Source organism: Sphingomicrobium aquimarinum (assembly GCF_039655735.1).
In the GTDB taxonomy this organism is placed as follows: domain Bacteria; phylum Pseudomonadota; class Alphaproteobacteria; order Sphingomonadales; family Sphingomonadaceae; genus Sphingomicrobium; species Sphingomicrobium aquimarinum.
Window position 1 is genome coordinate 993,033 of record NZ_JBBYXH010000001.1, and the last position, 23,207, is coordinate 1,016,239.

The window sequence follows — 23,207 nt, forward strand, 5'->3', positions numbered from 1 at the left end:
TGGCCAGCGAAACCTTAGTCGGTGGTGCGCGGCTTCTTCATGGCCAGCCAGATCCCGCCGAGGATGATCGCCCCCGCCAGCACCAGCCGCCCCGTCGGCGCCTCGCCGAGCAGCGGCCACGCCATCACCGCCGCCGCCAGTGGCGTCGCCAACTGCACCGCCGCGACGCCTGACAGCGAGAGCGACGGCGCGATCCGGTACCAGGCGACATAGCCCAATCCACTCGTCACCGCACCCGACAGGATCGCATAGATGGCCCCCGCCCGCCCGACCGGTTCGTCGAGCAGAAGCAGCGGTGCCAACAGCAGCGCCGCCACCAGAAAGCTCCCCGCCGTCAGCGCCGCCGCGTTCCGTCCGGACGCGCGCCCGATCAGCGTATAGACGCCCCACCCGACGCCCGCCGCCGCCATCAATGCAGCGCCGCGCCCGTCGACCGACGCCGCTCCGGGCGCGAGCAGCAACGCCACCCCCGCCAGCGCCAGCATCACACCGACCAATCCGCGCACGCCGACCGTGCCGCCAGCCAGCCTTCCGCCGACCAGCACGCTTGCCTGCACCATCGTGAACAGGATCAGCGCGCCGCTCGCCGCATCGAGGCGCACATAGGCAAAGGCGAACCCCGCCGCGTAGAGCGCCAGCATTACGCCGCCCGCCGCATCGCGCCCGATCTCGCGCCACTTTACCAGCGGCAACAGCACCAGCGCCCCTGCGCCGATCCGCAGTGCCGCATAGACCCCGGGCCCCGTCGCCCCGTCCGCCAACGCCGCGCGCGCGAACAGCGAGTTGGCCGCGAACGCCAGGATCGCCAGCGCTCCCAGCACCCACAAAGCGCCGCCGCGCTCAGGCGTCGTAGTCAATCCGCACCTTGCCCGCCGCCGCCATCGCAATCTCGCGCGCCCGGTCGGTGCCGGCCCCCGGCGCGCTCGCCAGCGCCACGCCCATCCGCCGCCACGGCCGCGTCACGGGCTTGCCGAAAATCCGCACGTCCACCGACGCCCCCTTGGGCGCCTCCATCGCTTCCGCGAGGCCTGCGATGCGGAAATCCTCCGCCTCGCGGTCCGCAAGCACCACCGCGCTCGCGCTCGGCCGCGCCGCGATCATGTCCGGCACCGGCAGCCCGAGGATCGCGCGCGTATGCAGGTCGAACTCGCTCAAATTCTGGCTGATCAGGGTCACCATCCCCGTATCGTGCGGGCGCGGCGACAGTTCGGAAAAGATCACCTCCTCGCCCTTCACGAAGAACTCGACCCCGAAGAGCCCGTGCCCGCCCAGCCGGTCCACGACCGCCTTGGCCATCGCCTGCGCCATTGCCAGCGCCTCATCCTCCATCGCGGCCGGCTGCCAGCTTTCGCGATAGTCGCCCCGCTCCTGCCGGTGCCCGATCGGCGGGCAGAAGCTCACGCCCTGCTTGTGCCGCACCGTCAGCAGCGTGATCTCGTAGTCGAAATCGACGAACCCCTCGGCGATCACCCGCACCCGGTCGCCGCGCATTCCCTCGCACGCATAGCGCCAGCTTGTCTCCAGGTCGGCAGGCCGATGCGCCACCGACTGGCCCTTGCCGCTCGAGCTCATCACCGGTTTGATCACCAGCGGGAATCCGATCGCCGCCCCCGCCGTCTCCAGTTCATCGTAACTCTCGGCATAACGATAGGGCGAGGTCGCCAGTCCCAGTTCGCCCGCCGCCAGGTCGCGGATCGCGTCGCGGTTCATCGTCAGCCGCGTGGCCTCCGCCGTCGGCACCACGTGCCACCCTTCGCCTTCAAGCATCACCAACATCTCGGTGCGGATCGCTTCCACTTCGGGCACGATATGGTCGGGCCGGTGCTTCTCGACCGCTGCCCGCAGCGCTTCCCCGTCGAGCATCGAGAAGACTTCCGCCCCGTCCGCCACCTGCATCGCGGGCGCATCGGCATAGGCATCGCAGGCGATCACCCGGCACCCCAGCCGCTTGGCCGAAATGACGAACTCCTTCCCCAGCTCGCCCGAACCAAGCAGCAGGATGGTCGCGGTCGGTGTCATCGGCGGGTCCCTCGTCGTAGCGGCGTCAGATTGCCCCCGCCCTACCCCAGCCGCATCGCTCGCGAAACCCGCCCCTCAGCGCAAATGCGGCGCCACCAACCCGGCCACCCGCCGCGCCCCCCCGACCGAAAGGTGATTGTCGTCGAAATAGTCGCTCGTTCCGCTGCGCGCCGCATAACAGGTCGAGGCATCGCAGAAGGTCTCGGTCGCATCGACGATCGTCACGTCCGCGGGCACCTCGTTCAGTCGCGCATCGACCCATGCCCGCCGCGCATCCCACCATGCACGCGGCACGCCCGTCACGCCCGCACTGTTCGACGCCCGTCCGATGCGGAGTTCGACCAGTTCGGAAAGTTCGGGCACCTGCCGCACCCACACGACCTTCTTTCCGCCGGCCTGCAACACCTCGAGCATATCGAGGAACGAACTCCACACCGCCTCGCGGTCTTTACTTCCGATCTCGTCGGGCACTTGCGGATAGTGGAATCGATGTTCGGCGAACAGATGCTTATTCATCCGGTAGCTCACCACGACCGTTTCGAGCTCCGCGTCTGCCAGCATCCCCGCTACCATCGAATCGGTCCAGCGAGCGCAATCTACCTTGTCGTCATATAAATTTCTGTAACTCGGCGGGCAGGCCATAAACGTCATGTGCCGCACCCGCTCGCCGCGCGCCGCGACGACCTCGGCCACCCCGTGCGCGAGTTCGACCGCATGGCTGTCCCCCATCACCGCCACGCGCGCGGGGCCGTCGCCTCCGTAGATGCAGGCATCGGCATAGGACAGGGCACGCGCGGGTTCGGAATGGCACGCTTCGCGCATCGGGCTGCGCTGCGACTGCGCCATCAGCGCCTGTTGCCACCCGGCAAAACGCTGGGCCTTGAAGCCTTCCGTCTGCACCGCGCCCCAGGCGAGCAGGATCATCGCCAGCAGTCCCGCGCCCGAAAAGCGCCAGATCGCCCGTGCCGACAGGACGCCTTTCTGCCGGAACGGCCGCTCGACGATCCGCCAGCTCAGCCACGCCAACCCCAGCGAGGCCGCCGTCAGCCCCAGCATCACGCCGGGTCCCGGCGCGTCGACCATGGCGATCCGCGCAAAGGCGAACAGCGGCTGGTGCCACAGATAGGCGCTGTAGCTGATGAGCCCCACCGCCACGATCGCCTTTACCGAAAGAAGCCGCGCCGCCCACGTCCCCGCGCCCGCGCAGGCGATCACCAGCATCGTGCCGCCGACGGGCAGCAACGCCGCTACGCCGGGAAAGGGCGTATCGCCGTCATAGATCAGGATCGAGGCCAGGATCATCGCCAGCCCAAGCGCGCCCAGCAATTCGTTCTTCAGGACGCCGCGCTCGCGCAGCAGATAGGCTGCGATCGACCCGCCGAACAGCTCGAACGCCCGTGTCGGCGCGAGATAGAAATTCCACCATGGCGCGCGCGGCTCCATCCAGTGCGCGAGCCCCAGACTCCCCGCCGCCAGCGCGAGAATGAGCCAGATGCCGTGCCGCCCGAGAAAGCGCCATCCGAACAGGAACAGGAACGGCGCGACGAGGTAGAATTGCTCCTCGACCGCGAGGCTCCACGTATGCAGCAGCGGCTTTTCTTCCGAGGCGAGACTGAAATAGCCGGCGTCCTGCGCGAACAGGATGTTCGAGGCGAAAAAGGCCACCGCGAATAGGCTCATGCCGAAATCCGCCATCTGCGCGGGGCTCATCAGCCACCAGGCGAACGGCACGCAGCAGGCGATCACGAAGAAGAGCGCCGGCAGGATCCGCCGCGCCCGCCGCTCGTAGAACTTTGCGATCGAGAAGCGCCCTTCCTCGACCTCGTTGAGAATGATCGTCGTGATGAGATAGCCCGAGATGACGAAGAAGACGTCGACCCCGACGAATCCCCCTTCGAAACCCGCGATCCCCGCATGGAAGAGCATGACCGGCAGCACCGCCAGGGCGCGAAGCCCGTCGATCTCCGGGCGATAGAAATGCTTGGCGTCTTCCTGCGGCGGCTTGCCCGGGCGCGCGGCGAGATCGCCCGTGCCGACCCCGCCCGACACGATCAGCCGCCGCGGAAACCACCGCCGCCAGCCTTTCGCTGCCGTGAAATCCTGGTGTATCGTCACCCTGTTGCCCGCCTCTTCGCGCCCGCATCCTGTTCGTGTCGTTAACCATCTTGGCCGCAAAGCCTTAAAATAGTCTTCCCTCCGCCCCCCGCGCACGCGCGCTTGCATCGCCGCGCATTCCCGCGCACCGTGCGGCGCATGACAGGGGGGGGACGATAGAGATATGCCGCAGGCCACCATGAGCACGCTCGTGCGCTCGACGCTCGTCGTCCTCCTCATCGTCGGCCTTGCGCTGCTCGTCCCGCTGCTCGCGCCCACGCTGATGCTCATCTTCGGCGCAATCCTCATCGCGGTGCTTATCCGCTCGGCCGCCTGGCCCTTCATGCAGCTCGGCCTCGGCACCACTGCCGCCGTGCTCCTAGGGCTGCTCTCGATCCTCGTCGCGCTCGGGCTGTTCGGATGGCTCTTCGGCGCGCAACTGTCCGGCCAGTTCAGCACGCTGCAAACACAATTGACGGAAGCGATCCCCGTCGTGCGCGAACGCCTTTCCACGGTTCCTCTCGTGGGGGATCTGGCGAGCAAGACGCCCGATCTCCAGCAGTTCGCGGGGCGTGCGCTGGGCTTCGCCTTCGGCCTCATCGGCCTCGTCACCAACCTCGTGCTGGTGATCGTCGGCGCCGCCTATCTCGCACTCGATCCCGACGTCTACAAGCGCGGCCTCGCCAAGCTTTTCCCCAAGGACCGCGCCAACAAGGTCGTCGAGGCGGTGGATGCCAGCGGCCATGCGCTCAAACGCTATCTGCTCGGCCAGCTCCTCACCATGAGCATCGTCGGCATCATGGTCTGGATCGGCCTCGCCATCGTCGGCGTGCCGAGCGCCGCGGCCCTCGGCCTCACCATCGGTGTTGCCAATTTCATCCCGCTCGTCGGCCCCTTCATCGGCGCCATCCCCGGCCTCGTCATCGCCTTCGCCGCAGTGCCCGACCTCTTCTGGTACGCCGTGCTCGTCTATTTCGTCGCCCAGCAGATCGAGGGCAACGTCCTCACTCCGCTGGTCCAAAACATGGCGGTCTCGATCCCGCCCGCGCTGCTCATCTTCGCGCTCGCGGCGCTGGGCAGCCTGTTCGGCTTCATCGGCGTCATCCTCGCCGCTCCGCTCACGGTCGTCCTCTACACGCTCGTCACCATGCTCTGGAGCCGCGACACGCTCGGCCACGACGTCACGGTTCCGGGCCGCGCCGACGACGGGGAAGACGCGGGCCAAGAACAGTCCGAGCCCCCCGTCGCAACGCCCTGACATGGCCCGCTTCGACAAGCAGGGTCGCCCCATTCCCGACCCCGCGCGCGGCCTGAAAGTCTATCAGGGCTCCTCCCGCCCTGCTCGTCAGGGGATCGATACCTTCAAGAATCTCTGGGCCGTCCTCACCGGCCCCGACACCGGCTATTCCAGAAGCTGGCAGCTCGCCGGCGCAATCCTCGGCGCGATTGGCAAAGGCACAACGAAAAAGGAGCCGCCCTTTCGGGCAGCCCCTCTCTCCTGATGCGTGTAACGAGCGCTTAGTCGCGGTCGTACAGCTGTCCGCGGATCGCACCGTTCGGATATTGCGCCGAATGGATCTGGACATAATAGTTGCTCGGCATGGCTTCGATGCCGTTCTGCAGCGCTTCGGTGCCTTCCGAACAACCCGTCCACATGCCGTCCTCGGCCTTGAGTTCGAGCACCGGACCGCCCGTCGCGCCCTTGACGCCCTGATGGATATGCGCCGCCGTGGGGGTCACGTTTCGCACTTCGTCGATTTCCCAGCAGATGCGGTCGAGATTGTCCGACACGCTGATTTCCGCACGGGCATAGCCGTCGGCATCACCGCCGCCCGGCACTTCGGACCCGACCAGATAGGCGGTGTAGGTTTCCGACACGTTTTCCGTGACGGTTTCCTCGACCGTCGAGCAGGCCGCAAGCGCGGTAAGAGCCGTTCCAGCGGCGATAGCTTTGATCAACTTCATGTTTCCGTCTCCTAAAATATTCAGGACAGAAAATCGCTGATCTACGCGGATCGTTCCGGTTCTGCGACGAAACGAGGCTGGCGTGCGCCGATTTAATTCCGCTTCAATCGAGCAAAATCGCGCTGGCGGACCGTTCGGCGCTCCGCGGAAAGAAACGTCCCGTGGCATTCTCGGGCCAGTTCGTCAGCTCGCCGCACAGGATGTCGCGCCCGTCGGAATAGAAATCCACCCGCAGGAAGGGGAAGCCCGCGCTCAGCGTCTCGGCCACCGCGACCATCTCCTCGAGATTGTCCGGCCGCTCCATCCCGCGCGCGGCGCGCGGAAATCCCATCGACCAGTCCTGCTCGTTCCAGTCGCGATCGTAAAAACGCCGCCGATGGTCGGTCCGCCGGTCGAAATCGACCTGCACCGCCCGCACCTCGCCATTCCGGCAAAAGAATTTGAGATCTTCGTTATCGACCCGGTCGAACACGAGCGGCTCGACGATCACGCGTGGCTCCAGCCCCTTGTAGTTGCGCTCGCGCCCTGCGCGGTAATAATCCAAGTCGAACCAGCGCTCGATTTCAGCGCGATCCACCGGCTCGCCCGCCGTGCGCAGGATCACCGCTCCGCTCGCATGCGTCGGCTTGATGCAGCAGCGTTCGGGAAAGGCGTAGTCCTGCACCATTGCCCGATTGTCGATCAGCCCGAGCGTCGGCACGACGTAGCGCATCCCCGCCCGCTCGGCGATGAACTGCTTTACCTCGTACTTGTCCGAGATCGTCCGCCGAAGCGGCGCATCGGCTGCGCGCAATTTCTCGAAGAAGAGAAAATCGCTGAACAGCCCGCTGTCCCGCTTCGGCAGTCGCCGGTGGGCCTCCATGAAAAAGGCCGTCGAGAACAACCGGTCGCCCCGCCGTGTCTCGGGCAGACGCTGCAACAGCCCCAAGCCGGCGCGGCGCAGCCTCCGCGTCACTCCCACTCGATCGTGCCCGGCGGCTTCGAGGTATAATCGTAGACCACGCGGTTGATGCCCTGCACCTCGTTGACGATCCGCGTCGCCACGTCCTGCAAGAACTGGCTGTCGAACGGATAGACGTCCGCCGTCATGCCATCGACGCTCGTCACCGCGCGGAGGCCGCAAACGCTGTCGTAGGTCCGCGCATCGCCCATCACGCCGACCGTGCGTACCGGCAGCAGCACCGCGAACGCCTGCCAGATCGCATCGTACAGCCCCGCCTTGCGGATCTCGTCGAGGTAGATCGCATCGGCCTTGCGCAGGATGTCGCACCGCTCCTTGGTCACCTCGCCCGGAATGCGGATCGCGAGCCCCGGCCCCGGAAACGGATGCCGCCCGACGAACGCATCGGGAAGCCCCAGCTCGCGCCCCAGATCGCGCACCTCGTCCTTGAACAGTTCGCGCAGCGGCTCGACCAGCTGCATGTTCATGCGCTCCGGCAGCCCGCCGACATTGTGATGGCTCTTGATCGTCACCGACGGTCCGCCGGTGAAGCTCACGCTCTCGATCACGTCGGGATAGAGCGTCCCCTGCGCGAGGAAATCCGCCCCGCCGATCTTGCGCGCTTCTTCCTCGAACACGTCGATGAAGGTCTTGCCGATGAACTTGCGCTTCTTCTCGGGGTCGGTCTCGCCCGCCAGTCCCGAGAGAAACCGTTCTTCCGCGTCCACATGCACCAGCGGGATGTTGTAATGCCCCTTGAAGAGCGAGACGACCTGCTCCGCCTCGTTCGCGCGCATGAGCCCATGGTCGACGAAGACGCAGGTTAACTGCTCTCCGATCGCCTCGTGGATGAGAACGGCCGCGACCGCGCTGTCGACCCCGCCCGACAGTCCGCAGATGACCTTCGCGTCCCCCACCTGTTCGCGGATCGCCTGGATCTGCGCGTCGCGATACGCCGCCATCGTCCAGTCGCCCGAACAGCCGCACACGTGCCGCACGAAATTGGCAATCAGCTTGCCCCCGTCGGGAGTATGCACCACCTCGGGGTGGAACTGCGTGCCGTAATAGTTGCGCGCCTCGTCGGCGATCACCGCGAAGGGCGCGCCGTCGCTCGTCGCCACGATCTCGAAGCCGTCGGCAAACTGCGTCACCTTGTCGCCGTGGCTCATCCACACCTGATGCCGCTCGCCCGTCTGCCACAGCCCGTCGAACAGCGCGCAGTCCTTGGTCACGGTCAGGAACGCGCGCCCGAACTCGCCGCCTTCTCCGGTCTCGTGCCCCGGCCGCACTTCGCCCCCCAGCTGGTGCGTCATCACCTGCTGCCCGTAACAGATGCCGAGGATGGGCAAGCCGCTCTCGAACAGCATTTCGGGCGCACGCGGCGACCCCTCGGCGGGCACGCTCGCGGGCGAGCCTGAAAGAATGATCCCCTTCGGCTTCAACCGCGCGAAGGCATCCTCGGCCATCGAGAAAGGCGCGATCTCGCAATAGACGCCAGCCTCGCGCACCCGCCGCGCGATCAATTGCGTCACCTGGCTCCCGAAATCGACGATCAAGATGGTGTCGCCGAAGTCCGTCTCGCTCATGTCCCTATGGTCTCCCTCGCATGCTGGCCGAGCGATAGGAGCGCGCGCGCACCCTGTCCACCACAGTGCGGCCGTTTCGCCAGCCGCGATCACCCGACGATCCTCTCCATTCCGGATGCAAAAAGGCGGGTCATCGGCCGCTTGCGCTGCTAGCCCACAATCCGTCCGCAATCGATGCTCCACCCCTGCCACCGGCTGCGTCCCTATCGCAGCCGGTGGCCTCGGGGCATCGCTCCGGCGGCTCGCGCAGCCCTTCGGGGCAGGCGGTCCGCCTCCACGCAACGGGAGGCACATTTATGGCGCGCATCATCATGGCCGACGACGACGAGGTCGTCAGCTATCTCGTCCGCTCACTGCTGGAGGACGCCGGCCATATCGTCGGCACCTTGCCGGACGGCGAACAGGTCGCCGATATCGTCGCGGTCAAACGGCCCGACCTGCTCATCCTCGATTGCAGCATGCCCGGCAAATCGGGGCCAACGGTGCTGCGCGAGATGCGCTCGCGCGGCTTGTCGCCGCAGACGCCGGTGCTCGTGCTGACCGGCCGCTCGAGTCATGCCGACAAGCAGATCGCCTTCCAGGCGGGCGCCGACGACTATCTGGTCAAGCCTTTCGACCATGACGAACTGGTGGTCCGGGTCGAAGCGCTGCTCAGCCAGGCGCGCCTGTGCGCGTGAGGATGGCGAAATGCACCGGATCGGAGGCGATACCGACTTCAGGACTAGTGAGTCTTGTCGTCGCTTGATCTAGAATAAATTCATGGCGTGCCGAATCGCCGAGGGCCGCGACAGGGGAAATCCTGCCGCGGCCCGAACCGGTCACGGTAAAACGGGGCCGATGGTCGTCGGCCCCGTTCGTCGTCTTAGTAGCGATAATAGCGGTTGCCGGTCTGGCGACGGTCGACATCCGTGTCACGGATCCGTCCGCGATAATCGATGTCGCAGTTCCACGTCAGGTCGCTCACCGCCTGGTTGCCGTAGCGGCTGTTCTGGTTGGCATAGCCCGTCGAGGCGACGCCATAGACCGTCAGCCCGCTGCGGGTGCGGCGAACGTTGGTGATGCCGGTAACCCGTGCGCCATGATCGTAGCGACGATAATTGTTGTCGTAGCGATTGTAGCGGTCGTAGCGGCTGTCGCGATATTCGCGGTCGAGACGCATCTCGACGGCCCGCGCACAGCGATCCACGGCCGAGCGCTCGTTGACGCCATAATTGTTATAACCGTAATTGCCGTTGGGATAGCGACCATAGTCGTACGACCTGCCGCCGTTCAGCACGCCGTTGAGGATCGATCCGATGATCCGCTCGGCGGTATTGTTCCCGCCATAGACCTGCGCCTGTGCGGGGGCTGCGGTGAATGCCGCGCTCGCGGCGATGGCGCCTGCAACGCCCAGTTTCTTCATTGTATTGGCCATGATGGGACCTCCTACTCGTCTTACGTTTCCCACCGAGGCCGCTCCGCCGATGCGGGCAGGCTCGCCCCGATTTCAGAACCTTTATAGCAAGCGCGTCATGCATTCGGTCTGAACGGAGCCGTTGGCTACCGTTCAGCGAATGCGCGCCGCTTCCACTCGGCTCTTCCAACGGGCGAACGCGCATTTTTATCCCGCTCGCGCTTGCCACGCGTCTCGGCTCGGCTTGCCAAGCTCCATTGCACGGGAGATAATGTTCTTAGAGATCCGCGCGTCCTGCGAACGTGCCGTCAGAGGAAACCGCCATGACCCGGACCGCAATGATCGCCGCTTCCGCACTCGCGCTCGCCCTCACCGCCTGCGAGAACGAGGGCCTCGAGGCGCCGCCCGATCCCGAGGCCGTCGAGGTCGAGCCCGATCCCGCGGCCGAGCGACAGGCGGGGACCATCCCCGAAATGCTCGCGCCGATGGGCGAAGGCTACCCCAAGGCCGGCGACTCCTGCCGTCAGCTGGGGGAAAGCCAGGCCACGTCCAACTGGCTCGACGACAGCGCGATCCTCGTCGGTTGCCCCGACTTCGCCTCGGCCGACGCACTCGAGGACGGACGCATCGTGGAAAAGATCGACGGCATCCAGCTCGTCTCGGTCCCGCTCGCCACCGCGCAGCGGATGGGCGCACAGGACACGCTCGTCGCGGGCACCGACTATAACGCTACCTCGATCATCAAGTGCGGGTTCGACGGCAATCCGCCCGGCCGGGACTGCAACGTCGGCGTCAAACGCAACTGGGGCGAGGACGGCACCCATCTCGTCGACGTCCAGAAGCCCGATGGCCGCAAACGCGCGATCTTCTTCACCGGCACGACCCCGACCAGCGCCGATAGTGCCGAGGCGGACGGCTCCGCCGGTTGGGACTTCCGCACCACCCGCGACGGCGACCAGGTGACCGTCCGCTTCGGCCCCGAAACCTACGTGATCGTCGACGCGCTCATCACGGGCGGCTGACGTCGCCCGAATAGACCGGGCGGTAATTCTTCGTTTACCATCTCGCTGGTAATCCGGACGCTCAACAAAGGGCTGCTCGGACACATGGCCAGAATCATTATCGTCGATGACGATCCCATGACCATCGACATCGTGCGCGCGACGCTGGAGAAGGATGGCCATATTGTCGGCGCGCTTCCCGACGGCAGTTCGGTCGCCGACGTCGCGGTCCACAAGCGCCCCGATCTCATGATCCTCGATTGTTCGATGCCCTACGTGAACGGGATCGACGCCCTGCGCGAAGTCCGCCGCTCGACCAATTTCGACCTGCCGATCCTCATGCTGACGGGCCGCACCAGCGCATCGGACGAGCGCATCGCCTTCCACGCGGGTGCCGACGATTATCTCCGCAAGCCCTTCGACCCCGACCAGTTGTCGATCCGCGTCGCCGCCTTGCTCGACCATCAGCAGCGCGGTGCGGGATGACGCCTGCCCCATCGGAGGCGGATCGTCCCGTCTTCCCCAAGGCGGCGCTCGTCGTCGGCCTCGTCGCGCTCATCCTCGTCGCGCTGGGGTCGATCGGCATCAACTATTTCATCGGCGAGCGCATCCGCACGATCGGGCAGGCGCAGGACCGGGTGCAGGTCGCCTCCGAACGGGTCGGCGTGGCCTATACCGAAATGGATCGCCGTCTCGGCCGCGCCATCGGTACGGGCACGCCGAGCGATCGTCTCGCCTACGAACGGTCTGCCTCCGCCCTCCGGCCCGCGCTCGGCGAACTCGAAGCCGCCATCCAGCTCGACAGCAACCGCGCGGCCTTCGCCAATCTCGTCGATACGCTCGGCGTCATCCGCGCCGCCGACGCGGCCATCCTCGACCTTGCCGCCGCGGGGCGCACCGCAGAGGCCGCCGACCGGCTCGCGGCGACCGACCAATATGCGCTGCGCGAAGGGTTCGCGCAGAATCTGAGCGATATCCGCGCCCGGTCCCGCGCCCATGTCGCTTCGCAGCGCGAACAGATCGACACCATTCTCGATGCCAACCTCGTCGGCAGTATCGTCGCGGTCCTCCTCCTCGTCCTCGCCTGGTTCCTGATCGGCAAGCCCGCGCGCCTATGGGCCAAGCAGCTCGCCCGCATGGAGCGCGAGGCCAGCGCGCTCGCCGCCGCCAAGGCCGACTTCCTCGCCGTCATGAGCCACGAGATCCGCACGCCTTTGAACGGCGTCATCGGCTTCGCCGACCTCTTGCTGCTCGACGAGGAACTGAACGAGGAACAGCGCCACCGCGTCGAGATCATCTCGAGCGCAGGCGCGATGCTCCTCTCGATCGTCAACGAAGTGCTCGACCAGTCCAAGATGGAAGCGGGCATGATGGAGCTCGCCGAGGCGGATTTCGCGCTGGAAACGCTCGTCGACAATTGCGTGTCAGTCGTCCGCCCCGCCGCCGCCGCGCAGGGCCTCTCGCTGCCCGCGATCGTCGACCCCGCCTGTGCGGATTTCTATCGCGGCGATGAAGGCCGGATCCGCCAGATCCTTCTCAACCTCCTCAACAATGCCGTGAAGTTCACCGCGTCGGGCTCGGTCACCATCCGCGCCGCCCCGCATGGCGGCCAGCTACGTTTCACTGTCAGCGACACCGGCAAGGGCATCGCGCAGGGCGACCTCGAGCGTCTCTTCGCGCCCTACACGCAGGCCGACGCCTCGATCGCGCGCGACTATGGCGGCACCGGCCTCGGCCTTTCGATCAGCCGCCGCCTCGCCGATCTCATGGGCGGGTCGATCCACGTCGCCAGCACGCTCGGGAAAGGCTCGACCTTCACGCTAGACCTGCCGCTCGCCGAGGGTGCCGCCCCCGAGCAGGCCGCGCTCGCGAACACCGATATGCGCCCCGCCTCGATCCTGCTCGTCGAGGACGTGCCCATGAACCAGGAGATGGCCGCCACGCTGCTGCGGGCGATGGGCCACAAGGTCACCATCGCCGACGACGGCCTCGCCGCGCTCGACGCCGCCCGCGCGCACCGGTTCGACTGCATTCTCATGGACATCCAGATGCCCGGCATGGACGGCGTCACCGCCGCACGCGCCATCCGCTCGCTCCCCGCCCCCCATGGCGACGTGCCGATCGTCGCCCTGACCGCCAACAGCCTGCCCGAACAGCTCGCCACCTACCGACGCGCAGGGATGGGCGCACATGTCGCCAAGCCCATCAAACGCGACGCCTTGACCGCCGCTTTGGCCGCCATCCTCGGCAACGAAGACTGCGCGCCCAATCCAACGCCCGACCCCCAAACCACGCCCTTCGACCGCGAAGCCTTCGACCGCGTCGTCGATCTTTTGGGCCGCGACAAGGTCGACGCCTATCTCGCCGACCTCGCCACGCTTGCCCGCCGAACACTGGAGGCCGCCCCCGACGAACGCGCTTCGCTCGCCCACAATCTGGCGAGCCAGGCCGGCATGCTCGGCCTGTACCGCCTCAGCGACACCGCCCGCGCGCTCGAGAATGGCACGCCTGGCGATGAGGGTCTCTACCGCAGCTTTCTCGAAGCCACCGCCGATCTCGAACGGGCGGAGTCGGGTTCGTTGGCGGCATAGGAAGGCGCTGTGCGTGATACGGAACTTCGACGTTATTCATTCATTCAGGGAAACTTGATAAACGCAAGGTATCGGGCATTAGGCCCACCCTTCCGCCACCGTGCAGACGATTCGATTTCGTCGCCGCTAGGCATCCTTCGAGTTTCGCCCATGACCATCCGTACCCTGTCCATCGCGCTCGTGGCAGCTCTTTGCCCTGCCAATGCCCTCGCGCAGGACCTCGAGCCTGCGCTGGACCTGTCCGCGCGCATCTCGATCGTCGACGCCCCGATCCTCGACGACGAGCTGATCGCCGACGGCGATGCCCTGTCGCTGCGTATCGCCCCGTCGCTCGTCTGGGCGCGGGAAGGTTTCCGCGTACGCGCCTCGAGCAGCAACCGCTTCATCCATTATCTCGACGATGGACGCGCCGACCGCTGGCGCCACCTCCATCGCCTCGAGGTCGGCACCGCCGCATCCGGCGACACGGACGTCCTTGCGTACGCCGAGCGCGGGACCGGCCTTTCGACCGCCGAATACTCCGACACCGACCAATGGGAAGCAGGCGCGCGCCTCGAACATCGCATCGGCACCGAGCATCGCCTGCGCGTCGGCGGCGGCTGGCGCTGGCGTACCTACGACGATCTCGAACGGTCGTCGGGCGATGGCCCCGAGCTGCGCGCCGACTATCGTTACCGATTCGCCGCCAATCATTATCTTGGTGCCGACCTCGTGCGCGAGTCCATCGACAGCGACACCGAACGTCGCCGCTTCGCGCGCACCATCGCCTCGCTGAGCTATACGCGCCCCGTCGCGCGCGACCTGCGCGTGCGTCCGCAGCTTTCCTACCGCGCGATCGACTATCCGGGCCGCCCCGTGGCCCCGCTCGCCGACGGCACCGTCCGCGAGGACCGGGTCTGGCTGCCCGAACTGACCCTTCTCTATTCGCCGGGCGATTTCATGATCACCGGCGAGGCGCAATATATCGCCCGCTCGTCGACCGATCCGGCGTATGACGAAAACGGGTATCGACTGGGGGTTGAAGTTGGCATCGAACTCTAACGAACGCGCGCTGTGGCGCCGCCGCCTTCCTTACATCGTGGCGACCGTCGGTGTGTTCGCCTTTTTCGTGATCGCCTGGAAAGTGCTGTTCGATCTCGATAGCGGCCTCTCGCGCGGCTATGCCGGGACCTTCGGCGATCCCCAGCGCCAGTGGGGATTCTCGGCCTTCTTCCTGCTTGCCACGCTGCCGTTGGGGGCCACAATCGTGGTCTTCACCCGCATGATCGTCGGGGCGCAGACATTCGGCCTGTTCACGCCGATGCTGCTCTCGCTCGCCTATCTTCAGACAGGCCCGCTCCTGGGCCCCGCCATCTCGACCGGCGCGATCCTTGTGGGCATGAGCTTCGCGCCCTTTCTCAAACGCTTGCAGTTGAGCCGCGTCGCGTTTCTCGGCGCGCTCATCGGCATCGTCGTCACCGCGCTCGTGCTGTTCGACATGTGGCTCGAGGCCGACCTCATCGTCGCCGCCTTCCCCATCGTCGTCACCGCCCTCGTGGTCGAGCGCTGGTGGACGTCGTGGGAATCGGAGGGACTGCGCAAGGCCTTGCGTATCGCCGGCGCGACGCTCGTCGTTGCGGTCGTCATCGAAGAAATCGTCGCCAGCCGCTTCACCACCGAGCTGGTCGACTTCCACCCCATCGTCCTGCCGCTGGGCTGCGCGATCGCGATGATCCTCATGGGGCGCTATACCGGGCTTCGCCTCACCGAATTCGCCCGCTTCCGCACCGCCCGCAAGGGAGACGCGGAGAGCCCGTTCGCATGAGCGTCCTCGGCATGAACGCGCGCAACGCGCTCATCGCCCGCGTCAATCCGCGGCACGCCATCAGGCGCGTCAACGACAAGTGGGAAACCAAGGAGCGGCTCGCCGCGCACGGCGTTCCCGTGCCCCGCACCCTCGCGCTCATCGAAAATCGTGACGAGCTCGCCCATTTCGACGTCGCCGCTTTGCCCGACGCCTTCGCGGTCAAGCCCAATCGCGGGCGCCGCGGCGAAGGCATTCTCCTCTCGGTCGCGCGTCGTGGCGAATGCTTCGTCACCCCGGGCGACGCGCTGTTCGGTCCCGACTATCTCGTCAATCACGTCAGCCACATCCTCGACGGCGAGATGAGCCTCGAGGGCGCATTCGAGGATCGTGCGCTCATCGAGCCGCTCATCCGCACGCACGACAGTCTCGCCCGGCTGGTCCCCTACGGCCTGCCCGACATCCGCATCATCTGCTATCGCGACACGCCGCTCATCGGGATGGCGCGCCTGCCGACCGAGGCTTCGGGCGGCAAGGCGAACCTCCATCAGGGGGCGGTCGGCGCGGCGCTCGACATGGGCAGCGGAACGGTCACGCGCGCGGTCGATGCCAAGCGCGCCGTCACGCACCATCCCTCTACCGGCGAGTTGCTGGTCGGCTACAAGATGCCCTTCTGGGCCGAATTGATGGACGCGGCGATCCGCTGCTCGGCGGCGCTCGAACTGGGCTACGTCGGCGTTGATCTGGTCATCGACGCGACCGAGGGCGTCAAGGTTCTCGAGTGCAATGCCTTCCCGGGCCTCGAAATCCAGAACATCAACGCCCGCGGCATCGCTCAGCATCTCCGCCAGGTCCGCCGCGAGGAGCGCCGCGCCCGCGCCAACTGAACGGATCGGCGGCGGCTCGACCCTCGGTCTTGCCGCCGCCTAGGTTCTAGCGTTCGCCGCTCATGATCATCGGCGCATCGCTGATCGGGACACTCAGCCCCGTGTGATACGCGAGGAACGCCGCCACGTCGGCCGCTTCCTCGATGATCTTGTCGGTCGGTTTGCCCGATCCGTGCCCCGCGCGCGTCTCGATGCGGATGAGCAAGGGATCGTCGCCCGCGCCCGCCTTCTCCTGCAGCATCGCGGCATATTTGAAGCTATGCCCCGGCACCACGCGATCGTCGGTATCCGCCGTCGTCACCAGCACCGCGGGATAATCGGTTTCCGCGCGCACATTGTGATAGGGCGAGAAGGTCAGGTTGTAGCGCGCATCGCGTTCTTCCTGCGGCGTGTTGTAATCGTCGACCCAATAGCGCCCCGCCGTGAAGCGGTCGAAGCGCAGCATGTCCATCACGCCCACCGCAGCATGGCCCGCGTCGTAGAGATCGGGGCGCTGGTTGATCGACGCGCCGACCAGCAGCCCGCCGTTCGAGCGTCCCTCGATGGCGAGACCGTTCGGCGTCGTCACGCCATTGGCCTTGAGATATTCCCCCGCCGCCGCGAAATCGTCGAACACGTTCTGCTTGTTGAAGCGCCGCCCGGCATCGTGCCACGCCTTGCCATATTCGCCCCCGCCGCGGATGTTCGCGACCGCATAGGCGCCACCCGCGTCGAGCCACGCCAGCCGCACCGGGTTGAAGCTCGGCGTCACCGAAATGTTGAACCCGCCATAACCGTAGAGCAAAGTCGGCACCGGCCCGCGCGTCCCCGCCTTGCGGGTGATGAACATCGGAATGCGCGTGCCGTCCTTGGAGGTGTAGAACACCTGCTCGGTCACATAGTCGGCGGGGTCGAACTGCGTTTGCGGCTGCGCCCAGACGCTCGTCTCGCCGGTCGCGACATTGTAGCGATAGACGCTGCCCGGCGTCCCGAAGCTGGAGAAGCTGTAGAAGGTTTCGGGATTGTCCGCATCGCCGCCGAAGCCGCCCGCGCTGCCGATTCCCGGCAGTTCGACCGTGCGCTGCAACTGGCCGTCCATGCCATAGACGCGCACTTCCGACTTCGCGTCGCGCAGATAGTTGGCGACGATCCGGTCGCCGACCATCGACACCCCGCCCAGCGTCGCATCGCTCTCGGCGATCACGTCACGGCGGCGCACCGTGTCGCCCGACACGTCGAGCGCGACGACCTTCAGTCGCGGCGCCCCTTCGTTGGTGCGGAAATAGAAGGTGTCGCCGACGTTGCCGACATAGCCATAATCATAGTCGAACCCCGGCACGATCACGCGCGGCTCGGCATCGGGATCGGTGAGATCGACGAGCGCGATCTCGTAGGCCTCGTCGGTCCCGCTCGAGCTGGTCGTGATCAGCCACTTGCCGTCGTCCGAGACTTCGGCGGTATTGTTGAGTTCGGGCATGTCGGGGCGCGCGAACACGAGCCGGTCGGCCGATTGCGGCGTGCCGAGGCGGTGGAAATAGACCGCCTGGTCGGTGTTGAGCCCGGTGAACTTGCCCGCCTCCTCGGCGGCGGGGAAACGGCTGTAGTAGAAGCCAGAGCCGTCCTTGGCCCATTCGAGGCCGGAGAATTTCACCCATTCCACGGTGTCATTCATGACCTCGCCCGTCAGCACGTTCATGACCTTGACCGTGCGCCAGTCGGATCCCCCGTCCTGGATCGCATAGGCGAGCATCGTGCCATCCTCGTTGATCGCATATTCGCCCAGCGCGGTCGCGCCGTCCTGGCTCCACGTATTGGGATCGATCAGGACGCGCGGCGTGCCGTCGAGCCCGTCGCGCACGTACAGGACCGACTGCGGCTGGAGCCCGTCGTTGCGCGAATAGAAATAGCGTCCACCCTTGCGCGTCGGCGTGCCGATCCGCTCATAGTCGTAGATCGCGGTCATGCGGTTCTTGAACCAGTCGCGCCCCGGCAGCTCCTCGAGATAATCGAACGTCACTTCGTTCTGCTTCTCGACCCATTGCGCCACCGCGGGATCCTCGCGCACGTCGTTCTCGAGCCAGCGGTACGGATCCTCGACCTCGAGCGCGCCCACCGAATAGCGGACGTCCTCGCGCCGCGTTTCGGGATAGTCGATCGGGGCGATGGCCATCGGCTCTTCCTCCACGACCGCCGCCGAGGACGACATCATCGGCCGGTTGCACGTCCCCGCACAGGCCGTCGTCGCCAGCAAAATCGCGGTCACACCAAAAATGCGCATGAGTCTCTCTCCGTCCCGAATGTTCGTTCCCCGACCGTATCGGCCAGCCTCGACGGCTTTGTAAAGCAGTGCGGATGAAGCGGCGCTGAAAAGCCGCGCTACAGCTTCCGCCAATCGATGGGCGTGCAGGTACCCCCATTGGATGTCGGCGCCGAACAGGCCGTCAGCCCGATGACGAGGTCCATCTTCGCCTCGAACACGATCCGGTCCCCCGCCTTCGACGTCGGTGGAAGCACTTGAAGCTTTCCCGACGCGTCGACGGGCACGTTCATGAAGATGTTGAACGCACAGGGGATCATGTCCTCCGTCACCCCATAGGGTTCCAGCGCCGCCGCGAGATTGCCGAAGCAGCCCCGATGTTCGGGCTCGTTCTCATAGCACATCGCGAACGTCTCCTTGCTGCACGGCGTCAGCAGGAAATCGTGCCGTCCGACATCGTCCTCGACGATCTCCAGCATCGGGTTCGACCGGTTGGAATAGAGCAGATGCCCTTTGCGAATGGCGATCGTCTCCTGATAGTCGAAGGTGCGCCCGTTGCTGATGACCTCGCCCACGTCGGCAGCGTTGAAGGCCAGCAGGTCCGACACCTGGCAGCCTTCGACATCGACCACTTCGAAACGTTGCCCTTTGGAAATCTCGAACGCCGTGCCCGAGCGCGCCTCGATCCGCTGTCGTTCCATTAGCTCTCCCCTGTCTTTCGGCGCCCCGGCCAAGGGCATTCCCAGTCCGGCCCGACCACCCGGCCGCTATACTGCCGCGCCTCCGATTCCTCGCCGAAGCGCGCCAGCATCGGATTGACCGACCCCGCCAGCGCCGCATCGCGCGACAGGATCGTCTCGCGCATCTTCTCGTAGCGCCCGTCCGCGCGCAACCGTTCGAACTGGTCGTGCACGTTGAAGACCATCACCGGACAGTCGAACCGCCGCGCGGGCCTGTTCGCTTCCGGATGCATGCCCACCACGAAGAAACCCTGTCCGCCGAAGCTCAGCGAGAACATCGGGCTTCCGGGGTCCCCCTCGACATCGGGATCCGTGGGTTGCCCGAGCCAGTCGTCCTTCGCCTGCAGCGAACCGATCCGATCCCAAAGCGCCTCTTCGAACGCTGCCTCGTCGAGAGGCGGACTTTCGGGGAAGAGCGCGACGAAGGTCGTGAACAACGGACGATGCTCGGCATAGTGTCGCCCGAAGCGCCCGAGCTGCTGCGCCAACGGGACATCGTCCCATGCCGACCCGATCGAACGGCCGACATAGGCATGGACCTGCCCCCGCGCGATCGCGCCCTTGGCGCCGACGCACGGATAGCCTCTCTCCTCGATCATGGTCTCGAACCGCGCGACGAGCGCGCGGCCTTCCCCGGCCCTTCCGGCGGGCCGGTCCTTCTCGCTCGCAAGGGTCGGCATCAGCGCGAGACTTTCGACCGCATCTTCTCGAGTTGCTGTTCGTCGCAGCCGAAATAGTCACATTGCAGCTCGCTCGAGACCTTTTCCGCCTCGAAGGCCGCGAGCCGCGCCAGCATCCGGTCGTCCGGCATCCCATCGAACCCATTGCCGGTACCGCTCATCCCTGCGCTCCTACCGGCGCGAGCGGGACGGCGGACGTGCGGCGCCCGGTGCGCTCCATGGTCCAGTTCGCCTGCATCCGGACCTTCGGGTTCGGCGCACACCAGATCTCGCCGCCATCGTCGATCGCGGTGACCCAGATCAGGTGATGCTCGGCGCCATAGTCGATCACCGCAAAGGCGCTTCCGGCACCCTTGCCCTCGACATGGACGGGGTACGGGGGATTGAGCTGGGTGAACATATGAAGCGAACCATCGCCCGAATTGGGTCGTTCCGCTCAATCGTCATGACGATTGTTAGTCGGCGAGCGCCTCAGAACCAGAAACGAACCCCCGCGACGACTCGCGTCGCGCCATCATCGCCGCCCGCGCCGCCGTCCGACAGGCGCCATTCCTGCGCCACGCCCACGTAGGGCGCGAATTCGCGGCTGAATTCGTAGCGCAGCCGCACCCCCGCCTCGACCTTCGCGATCCCCGCGCCGATCCCCAGCTCGGGAATGTCCTGCGCGCTCAGCAGCACCTCGCCTCGCGGCTGAAGAATGAGACGGTTGGTCACCAGCTGGTCGAGCTCGGCCTCGATGCTCGCGGTGACTTCGCCCTCGCTCGACAGATACGCCCCCGCATCGACGTGGAACAGATAGGGCGCCAGCCCCTGCACGCCGACGGTGGCGTACGTCCGCCGCGACCCCACGATATCCTGCCGCGCCCCCATCGTCAGGTCCCAGACCGGCGCGATTGCGTGTCCCCAGTTCGCCTCGATGTCGGCGTCCTCGACGCCCTCCTCGACATCGCCTTCGCCCTCGCTCTCGATCCAGATCCGGTCGAGATCGCCGCCGTAGCTCGCCGCCAGGTCCCACAGGAAACCGACGCTATCGCCGCCAAGCCGCGCCTCGACCCGCTCGCCGAGTAATCCGAAGAATTTCTGCTGCCCGGTCTCGTGGATCAGCTGCGCGCGGGCCGCCTGCATCGCCTCGACGCCATACAATGCCTCCGCCGCCCGCGCCGGCCCTTCGCCGGCACCACGCGGTGGTGGCCCCATGGGAATGCCCGCGAGCTTGTCCGCGCCCATCCCCATGGCGTGCATCGAATGGTCCTGCATCGCGCCCATGTCGTGCCCGGCGTGCGCGTCCGCGTCCTGCGGCGGCGTCTCCATCGCGCCCATGTCGTGCCCGGCGTGCGCGTCCGCGTCCTGCGGCGGCGGCGTCGCGCCCATGTCATGCCCGGCGTGCGCGTTCGCGTCCTGCGGCGGCGTCTCCATCGCGCCCATGTCGTGCCCGGCATGCGGATCGGCGACCTGCGCCTCCTCCGCCTTCTTCTCGGGCGGCGGCATATGGTGCGCGTGCGTGTCCTGCAGCAGCAATAGCGCCGCGATCGACCCGATCATGCGCTCTCTCCGTCCGGAAAGGCGACGCTGACGATCTGAAACATCCCCGCGTGCATGTGATAGAGAAGGTGGCAGTGGAACGCCCAGTCGCCCGGCTCGTCCGCCGTCAGGTCGAACACCGCGCTTCCGCCCGGCTGCACCGTCACCGTATGCTTCCTAGGCTGCTCGCCATGTCCCGCACCGTTGACCAGTTCGAAGAAATGGCCGTGCAGGTGGATGGGGTGTGCCATCATCGTGTCGTTGACCAGCTTCACCCGCACCCGCTCGCCATAAGCGAACCGGATCGGCACATCGCTCACCGCCGCGAACTTCTTGCCGTCGAAGGACCACATGTAGCGTTCCATGTTGCCCGTGAGGTGGATTTCCATCGCGCGCGTCGGGTCCGGCACGCTGTGATCGGCCTGCAGCGCCCGCAAATCGGTATAGCGCAGCACCCGGTGATCCATATCGTCGAGCCCGATCCCCGGATCGCCCATCCGGTCGACGGGCATCGCGCTCACCATCTCCACGCCCGGCCCATGCTCGACATGCTCGGGCAGCAGCGACGTATCGCGCATCGCATGATCCATCGAGCCGTGATCCATGCCGTTCATATCGCCCGCGCCATGATCCATGCCGCCCATGCCCATGTCCTTCATGGTCAGCAGCGGTGCTTTGCGCAGCGGCGGGATCGGCGCCCGCGCGCCCGGACGGCTCGCCAGCGTCGCCAGCCCCATCCCCGAGCGGTCCATGCTTTCGGCCACCAGCGTATGCGCCGCGCCCGTCGGCTGCACGATCACGTCGTAGGTCTCCGCCACGCCGATCTGGAATTCGTCCACCTCGACGGGCTTCACGTCCTGCCCGTCCGCCTGCACCACGGTCATCGCAAGTCCCGGAATCCGGATATTGAAGAAGGTCATGGCGCTGCCGTTGATGAACCGCAGCCGCACCCGTTCGCCCGGTCGGAAGGCATATTCCAGCCCGTCCATCGGCCCGTGCCCGTTCAGCAGATAGGTGTAGGTCTCGCTCGTCACATCGAGAATGTCGGTCGGCATCATCCGCATCTTCGCCCACATTAGCCGGTCGGCGCGGCTCAGTGGATAATCGTCGGTGAAGCTTCGCTGCTGGCGATTGAAATAGCCCTCGCCCTTCTTCAATTTCTCGAAGATCGTGTGCGGATGAAGCGGCGTGAACTCGCTCAGCAGCACCACATAGTCGCGGTCGTACGCGACCGGATCGTCGCCCTCGGGTTCGACGATGATCGGCCCGTAATGTCCCGCCTGCTCCTGCAGCCCCGAATGCGAGTGCCACCAATAGGTCCCCGCCTGCCGCACCGGAAATTCTGCCGCGAAACTCGCACCCGGCGCGATCCCCGGAAAACTCACCCCCGGCACCCCGTCCAGCTGGAAGGGCACCAGCAGCCCGTGCCAATGCACCGACGTATCCTCGTCCAAACGGTTGTGGACGTTGAGCGAGACGTCGCTGCCCTGCTTCAGCCGCAACAACGGCCCCGGCACGCTGCCGTTGACGCTGACCGCATGGCCCGAGCGCCCGCCCGTCGCGAACATCCCGCGTCCGACCGTCAGGTCGATCCGCGGCCCCTCGACCGCGTCGAAGCCGCGCTTCACGCTGCCGTGCCGCACGTCCTGCCCGCGCGCCCACGCCGGCGTCGCCGCCAGCAGCGCACCGGTGGCAAGGCTTCCACCGAGCATCTGTCGCCGACTGAATGAACGCATATGGCAATGTCCTCTTGCACTGGGGCCGCGCACGT

The 23,207-nt window shown here is 66.3% G+C and carries 23 protein-coding genes; 9 read left to right on the top strand and 14 right to left on the bottom strand.

Going from position 1 to position 23,207, the window contains the following annotated elements:
• Positions 1-14: 14 nt before the first annotated feature.
• The 3 genes from WJS89_RS05155 to WJS89_RS05165 form a co-directional block, all read right to left on the bottom strand.
• On the bottom strand, positions 15-857 hold the full coding sequence (locus tag WJS89_RS05155) for a DMT family transporter (RefSeq protein WP_346339849.1): 843 nt from the start codon (positions 855-857) through the stop codon (positions 15-17).
• The gene (gene purT / locus WJS89_RS05160) at positions 841-2,019 is read right to left on the bottom strand and encodes a formate-dependent phosphoribosylglycinamide formyltransferase (RefSeq protein ID WP_346339850.1); all 1,179 of its coding nucleotides are present in this window, start codon (positions 2,017-2,019) and stop codon (positions 841-843) included. The genes WJS89_RS05155 and purT overlap by 17 nt, the downstream gene beginning before the upstream one ends.
• A 75-nt stretch (positions 2,020-2,094) precedes the next feature.
• Positions 2,095-4,134 carry an acyltransferase family protein gene (locus WJS89_RS05165; RefSeq protein ID WP_346339851.1) on the bottom strand — a complete coding sequence of 680 codons (2,040 nt, stop codon included), beginning with the start codon at positions 4,132-4,134 and terminating at the stop codon, positions 2,095-2,097.
• Between the two features lie 163 nt (positions 4,135-4,297).
• On the opposite strand from WJS89_RS05165, the gene WJS89_RS05170 reads away from it, so the two are divergent.
• The gene (locus tag WJS89_RS05170) at positions 4,298-5,371 is read left to right on the top strand and encodes an AI-2E family transporter (protein WP_346339852.1); all 1,074 of its coding nucleotides are present in this window, start codon (positions 4,298-4,300) and stop codon (positions 5,369-5,371) included.
• 1 nt (position 5,372) lies between these two features.
• Positions 5,373-5,615, top strand: a complete 243-nt coding sequence (locus tag WJS89_RS05175; protein ID WP_346339854.1) for a hypothetical protein — start codon at positions 5,373-5,375, stop codon at positions 5,613-5,615.
• A gap of 16 nt (positions 5,616-5,631) precedes the next feature.
• On the opposite strand, the gene WJS89_RS05180 is transcribed toward WJS89_RS05175, so the two are convergent.
• The 3 genes from WJS89_RS05180 to guaA all read right to left on the bottom strand — a co-directional run bounded on the left by WJS89_RS05180 (position 5,632) and on the right by guaA (position 8,604).
• Positions 5,632-6,078, bottom strand: coding sequence for a CHRD domain-containing protein (locus WJS89_RS05180; RefSeq protein ID WP_346339855.1), 447 nt, complete (start codon positions 6,076-6,078; stop codon positions 5,632-5,634).
• 103 nt (positions 6,079-6,181) lie between these two features.
• Positions 6,182-7,033 carry an ATP-grasp fold amidoligase family protein gene (locus tag WJS89_RS05185; RefSeq protein ID WP_346339856.1) on the bottom strand — a complete coding sequence of 284 codons (852 nt, stop codon included), beginning with the start codon at positions 7,031-7,033 and terminating at the stop codon, positions 6,182-6,184.
• Positions 7,030-8,604 (bottom strand): glutamine-hydrolyzing GMP synthase, encoded by a 1,575-nt coding sequence (guaA, locus tag WJS89_RS05190; RefSeq protein WP_346339857.1) that lies wholly within the window; start codon positions 8,602-8,604, stop codon positions 7,030-7,032. Before guaA ends, WJS89_RS05185 begins: the two co-directional genes overlap by 4 nt.
• 296 nt (positions 8,605-8,900) lie before the next feature.
• Between guaA and WJS89_RS05195 the strand changes: the two genes are divergently transcribed.
• Positions 8,901-9,281 (top strand): response regulator transcription factor, encoded by a 381-nt coding sequence (locus WJS89_RS05195; protein WP_346339858.1) that lies wholly within the window; start codon positions 8,901-8,903, stop codon positions 9,279-9,281.
• A gap of 185 nt (positions 9,282-9,466) precedes the next feature.
• Here the strand turns inward: WJS89_RS05195 and WJS89_RS05200 are convergent, their stop codons facing one another.
• Positions 9,467-10,018 carry a hypothetical protein gene (locus tag WJS89_RS05200; protein ID WP_346339859.1) on the bottom strand — a complete coding sequence of 184 codons (552 nt, stop codon included), beginning with the start codon at positions 10,016-10,018 and terminating at the stop codon, positions 9,467-9,469.
• 302 nt (positions 10,019-10,320) lie between these two features.
• Between WJS89_RS05200 and WJS89_RS05205 the strand changes: the two genes are divergently transcribed.
• From WJS89_RS05205 to WJS89_RS05230, 6 genes are all read left to right on the top strand, one after another.
• Positions 10,321-11,019, top strand: a complete 699-nt coding sequence (locus WJS89_RS05205) for a hypothetical protein (RefSeq protein WP_346339860.1) — start codon at positions 10,321-10,323, stop codon at positions 11,017-11,019.
• Positions 11,020-11,103: 84 nt separating this feature from the next.
• Entirely contained in the window at positions 11,104-11,484 is a 381-nt protein-coding gene (locus WJS89_RS05210) for a response regulator transcription factor (RefSeq protein WP_346339861.1), read from the top strand.
• Positions 11,481-13,589 carry a hybrid sensor histidine kinase/response regulator gene (locus WJS89_RS05215; RefSeq protein ID WP_346339862.1) on the top strand — a complete coding sequence of 703 codons (2,109 nt, stop codon included), beginning with the start codon at positions 11,481-11,483 and terminating at the stop codon, positions 13,587-13,589. The genes WJS89_RS05210 and WJS89_RS05215 overlap by 4 nt, the downstream gene beginning before the upstream one ends.
• Positions 13,590-13,739: 150 nt before the next feature.
• A complete protein-coding gene (locus tag WJS89_RS05220; RefSeq protein ID WP_346339863.1) occupies positions 13,740-14,630 on the top strand; it encodes a hypothetical protein in 891 nt (296 codons plus the stop codon).
• Positions 14,614-15,393 carry a 7TM domain-containing protein gene (locus tag WJS89_RS05225; RefSeq protein WP_346339864.1) on the top strand — a complete coding sequence of 260 codons (780 nt, stop codon included), beginning with the start codon at positions 14,614-14,616 and terminating at the stop codon, positions 15,391-15,393. The genes WJS89_RS05220 and WJS89_RS05225 overlap by 17 nt, the downstream gene beginning before the upstream one ends.
• Positions 15,390-16,259, top strand: a complete 870-nt coding sequence (locus WJS89_RS05230; protein ID WP_346339865.1) for a sugar-transfer associated ATP-grasp domain-containing protein — start codon at positions 15,390-15,392, stop codon at positions 16,257-16,259. Before WJS89_RS05225 ends, WJS89_RS05230 begins: the two co-directional genes overlap by 4 nt.
• A 46-nt stretch (positions 16,260-16,305) precedes the next feature.
• Here the strand turns inward: WJS89_RS05230 and WJS89_RS05235 are convergent, their stop codons facing one another.
• From WJS89_RS05235 to WJS89_RS05265, 7 genes are all read right to left on the bottom strand, one after another.
• Complete coding sequence (locus WJS89_RS05235) at positions 16,306-18,516, bottom strand: prolyl oligopeptidase family serine peptidase (RefSeq protein WP_346339866.1); 2,211 nt, start codon at positions 18,514-18,516, stop codon at positions 16,306-16,308.
• A gap of 98 nt (positions 18,517-18,614) precedes the next feature.
• Positions 18,615-19,196: a DUF1989 domain-containing protein gene (locus WJS89_RS05240; protein WP_346339867.1), complete on the bottom strand. Its 582-nt coding sequence runs from the start codon at positions 19,194-19,196 to the stop codon at positions 18,615-18,617.
• On the bottom strand, positions 19,196-19,915 hold the full coding sequence (gntA, locus tag WJS89_RS05245; RefSeq protein WP_346339868.1) for a guanitoxin biosynthesis heme-dependent pre-guanitoxin N-hydroxylase GntA: 720 nt from the start codon (positions 19,913-19,915) through the stop codon (positions 19,196-19,198). Before gntA ends, WJS89_RS05240 begins: the two co-directional genes overlap by 1 nt.
• Positions 19,915-20,076: a hypothetical protein gene (locus tag WJS89_RS05250; RefSeq protein ID WP_346339869.1), complete on the bottom strand. Its 162-nt coding sequence runs from the start codon at positions 20,074-20,076 to the stop codon at positions 19,915-19,917. The genes gntA and WJS89_RS05250 overlap by 1 nt, the downstream gene beginning before the upstream one ends.
• Positions 20,073-20,315: a hypothetical protein gene (locus tag WJS89_RS05255; protein WP_346339870.1), complete on the bottom strand. Its 243-nt coding sequence runs from the start codon at positions 20,313-20,315 to the stop codon at positions 20,073-20,075. The genes WJS89_RS05250 and WJS89_RS05255 overlap by 4 nt, the downstream gene beginning before the upstream one ends.
• Before the next feature lie 71 nt (positions 20,316-20,386).
• Positions 20,387-21,457, bottom strand: a complete 1,071-nt coding sequence (locus tag WJS89_RS05260; protein ID WP_346339871.1) for a copper resistance protein B — start codon at positions 21,455-21,457, stop codon at positions 20,387-20,389.
• Positions 21,454-23,172 carry a copper resistance system multicopper oxidase gene (locus WJS89_RS05265; RefSeq protein WP_346339872.1) on the bottom strand — a complete coding sequence of 573 codons (1,719 nt, stop codon included), beginning with the start codon at positions 23,170-23,172 and terminating at the stop codon, positions 21,454-21,456. Before WJS89_RS05265 ends, WJS89_RS05260 begins: the two co-directional genes overlap by 4 nt.
• Positions 23,173-23,207: the final 35 nt, after the last annotated feature.

What these genes read in the sequence shown, in the direction of transcription:
- WJS89_RS05240 (WP_346339867.1), bottom strand. Translation starts at nt 19,196, where the DNA reads ATGGAACGACAGCGGATCGAGGCGCGCTCGGGCACGGCGTTCGAGATT.
- WJS89_RS05195 (WP_346339858.1), top strand. Translation starts at nt 8,901, where the DNA reads ATGGCGCGCATCATCATGGCCGACGACGACGAGGTCGTCAGCTATCTC.
- WJS89_RS05265 (WP_346339872.1), bottom strand. Translation starts at nt 23,172, where the DNA reads ATGCGTTCATTCAGTCGGCGACAGATGCTCGGTGGAAGCCTTGCCACC.
- WJS89_RS05215 (WP_346339862.1), top strand. Translation starts at nt 11,481, where the DNA reads ATGACGCCTGCCCCATCGGAGGCGGATCGTCCCGTCTTCCCCAAGGCG.
- gntA (WP_346339868.1), bottom strand. Translation starts at nt 19,915, where the DNA reads ATGCCGACCCTTGCGAGCGAGAAGGACCGGCCCGCCGGAAGGGCCGGG.
- WJS89_RS05230 (WP_346339865.1), top strand. Translation starts at nt 15,390, where the DNA reads ATGAGCGTCCTCGGCATGAACGCGCGCAACGCGCTCATCGCCCGCGTC.
- WJS89_RS05235 (WP_346339866.1), bottom strand. Translation starts at nt 18,516, where the DNA reads ATGCGCATTTTTGGTGTGACCGCGATTTTGCTGGCGACGACGGCCTGT.
- WJS89_RS05255 (WP_346339870.1), bottom strand. Translation starts at nt 20,315, where the DNA reads ATGTTCACCCAGCTCAATCCCCCGTACCCCGTCCATGTCGAGGGCAAG.
- WJS89_RS05250 (WP_346339869.1), bottom strand. Translation starts at nt 20,076, where the DNA reads ATGAGCGGTACCGGCAATGGGTTCGATGGGATGCCGGACGACCGGATG.
- WJS89_RS05200 (WP_346339859.1), bottom strand. Translation starts at nt 10,018, where the DNA reads ATGGCCAATACAATGAAGAAACTGGGCGTTGCAGGCGCCATCGCCGCG.
- WJS89_RS05205 (WP_346339860.1), top strand. Translation starts at nt 10,321, where the DNA reads ATGACCCGGACCGCAATGATCGCCGCTTCCGCACTCGCGCTCGCCCTC.
- WJS89_RS05170 (WP_346339852.1), top strand. Translation starts at nt 4,298, where the DNA reads ATGCCGCAGGCCACCATGAGCACGCTCGTGCGCTCGACGCTCGTCGTC.
- purT (WP_346339850.1), bottom strand. Translation starts at nt 2,019, where the DNA reads ATGACACCGACCGCGACCATCCTGCTGCTTGGTTCGGGCGAGCTGGGG.
- WJS89_RS05180 (WP_346339855.1), bottom strand. Translation starts at nt 6,078, where the DNA reads ATGAAGTTGATCAAAGCTATCGCCGCTGGAACGGCTCTTACCGCGCTT.
- WJS89_RS05220 (WP_346339863.1), top strand. Translation starts at nt 13,740, where the DNA reads ATGACCATCCGTACCCTGTCCATCGCGCTCGTGGCAGCTCTTTGCCCT.
- WJS89_RS05260 (WP_346339871.1), bottom strand. Translation starts at nt 21,457, where the DNA reads ATGATCGGGTCGATCGCGGCGCTATTGCTGCTGCAGGACACGCACGCG.
- WJS89_RS05210 (WP_346339861.1), top strand. Translation starts at nt 11,104, where the DNA reads ATGGCCAGAATCATTATCGTCGATGACGATCCCATGACCATCGACATC.
- WJS89_RS05175 (WP_346339854.1), top strand. Translation starts at nt 5,373, where the DNA reads ATGGCCCGCTTCGACAAGCAGGGTCGCCCCATTCCCGACCCCGCGCGC.
- guaA (WP_346339857.1), bottom strand. Translation starts at nt 8,604, where the DNA reads ATGAGCGAGACGGACTTCGGCGACACCATCTTGATCGTCGATTTCGGG.